This is a genomic window from Vibrio hibernica, from assembly GCF_015223435.1.
GTDB lineage: Bacteria > Pseudomonadota > Gammaproteobacteria > Enterobacterales > Vibrionaceae > Vibrio > Vibrio hibernica.
Genome location: NZ_VHKO01000016.1, coordinates 52,931 through 59,370 on the forward strand (window position 1 = coordinate 52,931; position 6,440 = coordinate 59,370).

Genomic DNA, 6,440 nt, shown 5'->3' on the forward strand with positions numbered 1-6,440 from the left:
ATTCTCAATGCGATTATTTTATAGAGATAATCGTATAACTCAATATTCAGTAATGGATAAATGTGAGAAAGCCCCACTCAAATGAGCAGGGCTTTGTAAGCAAATGTAAATATCAACCATAGTTAAAATTTATTTAGATGAAGAAAACTCGGGATAAGCCACTACACCACAATCGTGAATATCCATACCGTCTAGCTCTTCTTCTTCGGTTACACGGATACCCATCGTCGCTTTAATGATCCCCCAAACAACTAAACTCGCAATAAAGACCCAAGCAAAAATAACTACTGTACCGAATAGTTGAGTGCCAAAGCTTGCATTAGTATTACTAAATGGCACAACCATTAAACCGAAAATACCGCACACGCCGTGTACCGATAATGCACCGACTGGATCATCAATCTTCACTTTATCAAACGCTAGAATACTCAACACCACTAAAATACCCGCGATACCACCAACAATAACAGCAGCAACAGGAGAAGGAGACAGTGGATCAGCAGTAATAGCGACTAGACCAGCTAATGCCCCATTCAGAATCATCGATAAATCGGCTTTGCCCCAGATTGATTTAACCATAATCAGTGCGGCAATCGCACCAGCACAAGCCGCCGCATTAGTATTCAAGAAGATTTGACCGACTGCGGTTGCATTTTCAAAGTTAGATAAAGCCAATTGAGAACCGCCGTTAAAACCAAACCAACCCATCCATAAAATAAATGTACCTAAAGTAGCAAGCGGCATGCTTGATCCTGGAATTGGGTGGATTTCTCCATTCCGACCATATTTACCCTTACGAGCACCTAATAATAAGACCCCGGCTAGTGCAGCAGAAGCACCCGCTAAATGCACAATACCAGAACCGGCAAAATCACTAAAACCAGCAGCTGATAAGAAACCACCGCCCCATGTCCAGTAACCTTCCATTGGGTAGATAAAACCTGTCAGTACAACAGCGAAAACTAAGAAAGCCCATAATTTCATGCGCTCAGCAACTACGCCAGAGACCACTGACATTGCGGTTGCAACAAACACGACTTGGAAAAAGAAATCCGAACCCAATGAATGATCGGCGCCTTCAGCTTGGGTACCAATAAATGTTCCAATCGAAGGAATAATGCCTCCTTCATCATTACCGACATACATGATGTTGTAGCCAACTAACAAGAAAACCGTACAAGCAATGGCATAAAGCACAAAGTTTTTAGTTAATATTTCAGTGGTATTTTTAGAGCGTACTAAGCCAGCTTCTAGCATCGCAAAACCTGCGGCCATCCACATCACTAATGCCCCAGAAATAAGGAAGAAAAAAGTATCAAGTGCGTAACGAAGTTCGGCTACTGTGGTTGAAAGTTCCATTTTAAATTCTCCAATCGATTTAATCTAAGCGCCTACCTATTTCTATTAGGCTGCCTGTTTTTTAACTGTCTATTTCAGTAAATGATCTGTTCGAATAAGGGATCTATTCGATCTTTCGATCCAAAGAAATCAGTATTACAGGGCTTCATCATCCGTTTCACCGGTACGAATACGCACCGCATGTTCTAAGTCATAGACAAAAATTTTACCGTCACCAATCTTCCCGGTTTGAGCGGCTTTAACAATTGCCTCAATAACTCGATCAACATTATCCGATTGAGTCGCTATTTCGATCTTAACTTTCGGTAGAAAATCGACTTGATATTCCGCGCCACGATAGAGTTCTGTATGGCCTTTTTGACGCCCAAAGCCTTTCACTTCAGATACCGTCATACCGTCAATACCCACATCAGCTAACGCTTCACGAACATCGTCTAATTTAAATGGTTTGATAATTGCATTAATTTGTTTCATTACATTCCCTCGCCAGATCCGTCTTGATTGTTTAACTCAATGCTGCCTGAGTTTTTGTTCCTTAGATAAAGACAATCAAATTACGTGCCAAGTTTTTAACTAATTGTTAAATAAGGAATAACGAGGTTATGATAAGAATTGCACGAAAATAGACGCACTAAGTAAGTGCAAATGCCTCACGATTCGAGGCAAGATAGGAAAAACGAAATTATTGACTGACAAATGCTCGCCAAGATTGTAAAACTTGTTCAAAATCCTCAATGCCACACCAAGAAACACTCTCTTCATCGTAAGCAGAAAGTGAATCATCAAACTCATCCTCTTGATCGGAATCTATATTTAACAAATGGTTAGCGCTGATGTTAATTTCATTTTGCTCAATCGATAACGTCCAATCCTTTCCCTGCTGACGCCACTCTTGATTGATGTTTTTTTGTGCACCAAGTTGTTGCACAATAGCATCCAACTTTTCCGTATTGGTGCCAATTTCTTCAATCAACCAATGTCCAATCGCTTCATGTCCTGATGAAAACACCACACGATAACTGCCGTCTAAAGTATTTTTCTTAAATTCAAAGTCCATAATGCATCTTTATTTTTTCAAAGGGATAAAGGAAGTTTACTTGTAAATGGATAATTTTTCGACCTAGAAACGCAAGCTAAGAACTAGAGAGTTTTGCGAAACATCTTATACCAATAGCACTAAGATCATATTTGTTGGTTATCAACACATAAAAAAACCGCTGAACTTGTCAGCGGTTTGATTTCATTGGCAATGCAAAAACATTTATGCCGGTTCTTGGAAAATAACCGTATCTGCTTTCTTAGTGTAATGTTCCATCTTGTGGAAATTCAGGTAACGATAAGTATCGGCAGCCGTCGCGTTAATTTGATCCGCGTATTGCATGTACTCTTCTTTGGTTGGGATTCGACCTAAAATCGCACCAACTGCAGAAAGTTCAGCAGACGCTAAAAAGACATTAGCCCCTGTACCTAAACGGTTAGGGAAGTTACGGGTTGAAGTCGACATCACTGTCGCACCGTCTTCCACTCGCGCTTGGTTACCCATGCATAACGAACAACCCGGAGTTTCAATACGAACTCCAGCACGACCAAAGATACCGTAATAGCCTTCTTCAGTAAGTTGATCACGATCCATCTTCGTCGGTGGTGCAACCCAAAGGCGCGTATCAAGCGAACCTTTATGCTTTTCAAGTAACTTACCTGCCGCACGGAAATGGCCAATGTTGGTCATACAAGAGCCGATGAAGACTTCATCAATCTTCGTACCTTGAACTTCAGAAAGCAGACGTGCATCATCAGGATCGTTTGGCGCACAAAGAACAGGTTCTTTAATATCTGCCATATCAATCTCAATCACGTGTGCATATTCCGCATCAGCATCCGCTGACATCAACTCAGGGTTCGCTAGCCACTCTTCCATCGCAGTAATACGACGCTCAATCGTACGGCGATCGCCATAACCTTCCGAGATCATCCATTTAAGCATGACGACGTTTGAGTTTAAGTATTCAGCAATCGACGCTTCAGAAAGCTTCACAGTACAACCAGCAGCTGAACGCTCTGCCGATGCATCTGATAATTCAAATGCCTGCTCAATGGTTAAATGCTCAAGGCCTTCAATCTCAAGGATACGACCAGAGAATTCATTCACCTTGCCAGCTTTAGCAACGGTTAATAAACCTTTTTGGATCGCAACATAAGGGATAGCATGCACCAAGTCACGCAGAGTGATACCCGGTTGCATCTCACCTTTAAAGCGAACCAAAATTGATTCAGGCATATCCAATGGCATAACACCGGTTGCCGCAGCAAACGCCACTAAACCAGAACCCGCAGGGAATGAAATACCTAATGGGAAACGTGTATGTGAATCACCACCAGTACCAACGGTATCAGGCAGAAGCATACGGTTTAACCATGAGTGAATGATGCCATCGCCAGGGCGAAGTGATACACCGCCACGATTCATAATAAAATCAGGTAGCGTATGGTGTGTATTTACATCAATTGGTTTTGGATATGCTGAAGTATGACAAAAAGACTGCATGGTCAAATCAGCAGAGAAACCTAGGCAAGCCAGATCTTTAAGCTCATCACGCGTCATTGGACCCGTAGTATCTTGCGATCCTACCGTAGTCATTTTTGGCTCACAATAAGTATCAGGACGAACGCCCGCGACACCACATGCTTTACCGACCATCTTTTGAGCTAGAGTAAAACCTTTATTTGACTCGGCTGCCGGTACAGGACGACGGAATACTTTCGATGGCTCAAGTCCAAGTGCGACACGAGCACGGTCAGTTAAACCACGGCCAATAATCAAAGGAATACGACCACCAGCACGAACTTCATCATATAGCACGTCGGTTTTTAGTTTAAAGGTCGAGATAACTTCGTCAGTATCGTGCTTGCATACTTTTCCATCATGAGGATAAATATCAATCACATCACCCATGTCCATTTTAGACACATCGAGCTCAATCGGCAGTGCGCCAGCATCTTCCATAGTATTAAAGAAGATTGGTGCAATTTTCCCACCCAGACAAAAACCACCAGCACGTTTGTTTGGCACAAATGGGATGTCATCCCCCATTAACCAAAGCACGGAGTTAGTCGCTGATTTACGAGAAGACCCCGTTCCAACCACATCACCAACATAAACAAGTTGATGGCCTTTTTCTTTCAGCGCTTCAATTTGCTTAATCGGGCCTATTTCACCGGCTTGATCAGGTTCAATACCTTCACGCTCATTTTTTAGCATCGCGAGGGCATGTAATGGAATATCAGGGCGAGACCAAGCATCTGGCGCTGGTGATAGATCATCAGTGTTAGTTTCACCGGTCACTTTAAATACAGTCAATGTCACCTTGTCTGCAGTTTTCGGCTTCTTCAAGAACCAATCTGCGTCAGCCCAAGATTGCAGAACTTGCTGAGCTGAATCATTACCACCTTTAGCCTTCTCTTCCACATCATGGAAAGAATCGAACATTAATAAGGTATGAGATAAAGCTTCAACCGCGATAGGAGCAAGTAGCTCATCATCAAGGAAACTAATTAGTGGTTCAATATTATAACCGCCTTGCATAGTGCCAAGCAGTTGCGCCGCTTTTTCGCGGTTCACTAGTGGAGATTTTGCCTCGCTTTTCGCTATAGCAGTTAAAAAACCAGCTTTAACATAAGCGGCTTCATCTACACCAGGCGGAATACGGTTTTCAAGTAAATCGAGCAGAAAGCTTTCTTCACCTTTCGGTGGGTTTTTAAGCTGTTCTACCAAAGCAGCAACCTGCTCAGCGTCTAAAGGTTTTGGGACAATTCCTTCAGCGGCACGCTCTTCGACGTGTTTACGGTAGGCTTCAAGCACGGCTCATTCCTCTCATTGCGGTTCGCCCTTTTTATAATCGGTACAAAGGGAAAACATCCTTGGAAAATTGGCTTCTTGCTTATGTTATTAAGAATAAGATCAGACTGATTCTTAATAAGGGAATACGGCGCGGAGCCAAAGTGTGTACATCAGAATAACAAATTTAACGAAAAATTAAAATCAAGCGAATTTGACCAAGCTAGCAAAGTAGAAACTAAATTACTGTAATTGGACAAATATATGCTACTACAACTTTTTATTTATCAGCGGATAACTTTCATTTATCAACTGTAATTTTCATTTATCAACAGTTAAAAAGCCGATCCTACAATCAAATAAATCGAGCGGTAACTTTGCTCGGTTTGACCATAAGCTAAAATTATAGGCCCAATCGGAGAATCTATACCGGTAAAAAGCGATCCCGCCATATACAACGAATCGGTATCCAGTTTTTGACTGGTATCAGACCAGACTCCACCGTATTCCAAAGAAGCGCCTAAGTAAACGGGGGATTGAAATAGCCCAAAGTCATTATCAAACCATTTGTATCGATACACTAAGCTACTAAATGCCTTATTACTTCCCGCTAAACTATCTTTGGGGATCCCTGACAAGTTAAGAAACCCACCAAGCTCTCGTGGTGCTATGGGTAAAAATGAATTGCGACTATCTACCGTTTCGTATTCAATTTGCCCAACTAAAGAATGCTTTTTGTAATGCTGCGCAGCCACAAACTTGGTAGTAATTTCGGAGACCGTATCCTTAGTCGTACTTCCAGAATCATTGGTTTCATCTTGCGAAATAAGGTACTGCATATCCGCATAAAAACCTTTAGAAGGAAAGTTAACATCATCTAAAGTATCAAAACGATAGCGAGCATAAGCCCCTTGACGGGTATAATCTAAATCACCAGCAATCGGTAACCCAGTCACATAGGTATTACCATCGGTATAACGCATCCCAATACGAAATTCTTGCCATAAGGTTGGTTGGAAGCCTAGAGCAATATCCCCCACCCAGCGGACGTAATCGACAGGTAATGAGTTTTCAGTATCCGATAAATTACTTACATTTTTGGTCGCGGTACCATTTTGAGATAAAAACACGCTCGACTTCTCATCACTATAAGAAGCGGAAAAAGAAGTAAAAAAGTTCTAGTTATAAGACATTGGGATATACAACTCCCCCCCAATAAGCTTATCCGTGCCAATTTCAAGATTCG

The 6,440-nt window shown here is 41.9% G+C and carries 5 protein-coding genes; all 5 read right to left on the bottom strand.

Going from position 1 to position 6,440, the window contains the following annotated elements; genetic code table 11:
• Positions 1-129: 129 nt before the first annotated feature.
• The 5 genes from FH976_RS08455 to FH976_RS08475 all read right to left on the bottom strand — a co-directional run bounded on the left by FH976_RS08455 (position 130) and on the right by FH976_RS08475 (position 6,324).
• The gene (locus FH976_RS08455) at positions 130-1,359 is read right to left on the bottom strand and encodes an ammonium transporter (protein ID WP_194090431.1); all 1,230 of its coding nucleotides are present in this window, start codon (positions 1,357-1,359) and stop codon (positions 130-132) included.
• A 135-nt stretch (positions 1,360-1,494) separates the two neighbouring features.
• A complete protein-coding gene (gene glnK / locus FH976_RS08460; protein WP_194090432.1) occupies positions 1,495-1,833 on the bottom strand; it encodes a P-II family nitrogen regulator in 339 nt (112 codons plus the stop codon).
• Between the two features lie 208 nt (positions 1,834-2,041).
• Entirely contained in the window at positions 2,042-2,416 is a 375-nt protein-coding gene (locus FH976_RS08465; protein WP_194090433.1) for a YacL family protein, read from the bottom strand.
• Positions 2,417-2,620: 204 nt separating this feature from the next.
• Complete coding sequence (gene acnB / locus FH976_RS08470) at positions 2,621-5,218, bottom strand: bifunctional aconitate hydratase 2/2-methylisocitrate dehydratase (protein WP_194090434.1); 2,598 nt, start codon at positions 5,216-5,218, stop codon at positions 2,621-2,623.
• 311 nt (positions 5,219-5,529) lie between these two features.
• Positions 5,530-6,324, bottom strand: coding sequence for a BamA/TamA family outer membrane protein (locus FH976_RS08475; RefSeq protein ID WP_194090435.1), 795 nt, complete (start codon positions 6,322-6,324; stop codon positions 5,530-5,532).
• Positions 6,325-6,440 lie beyond the last annotated feature (116 nt).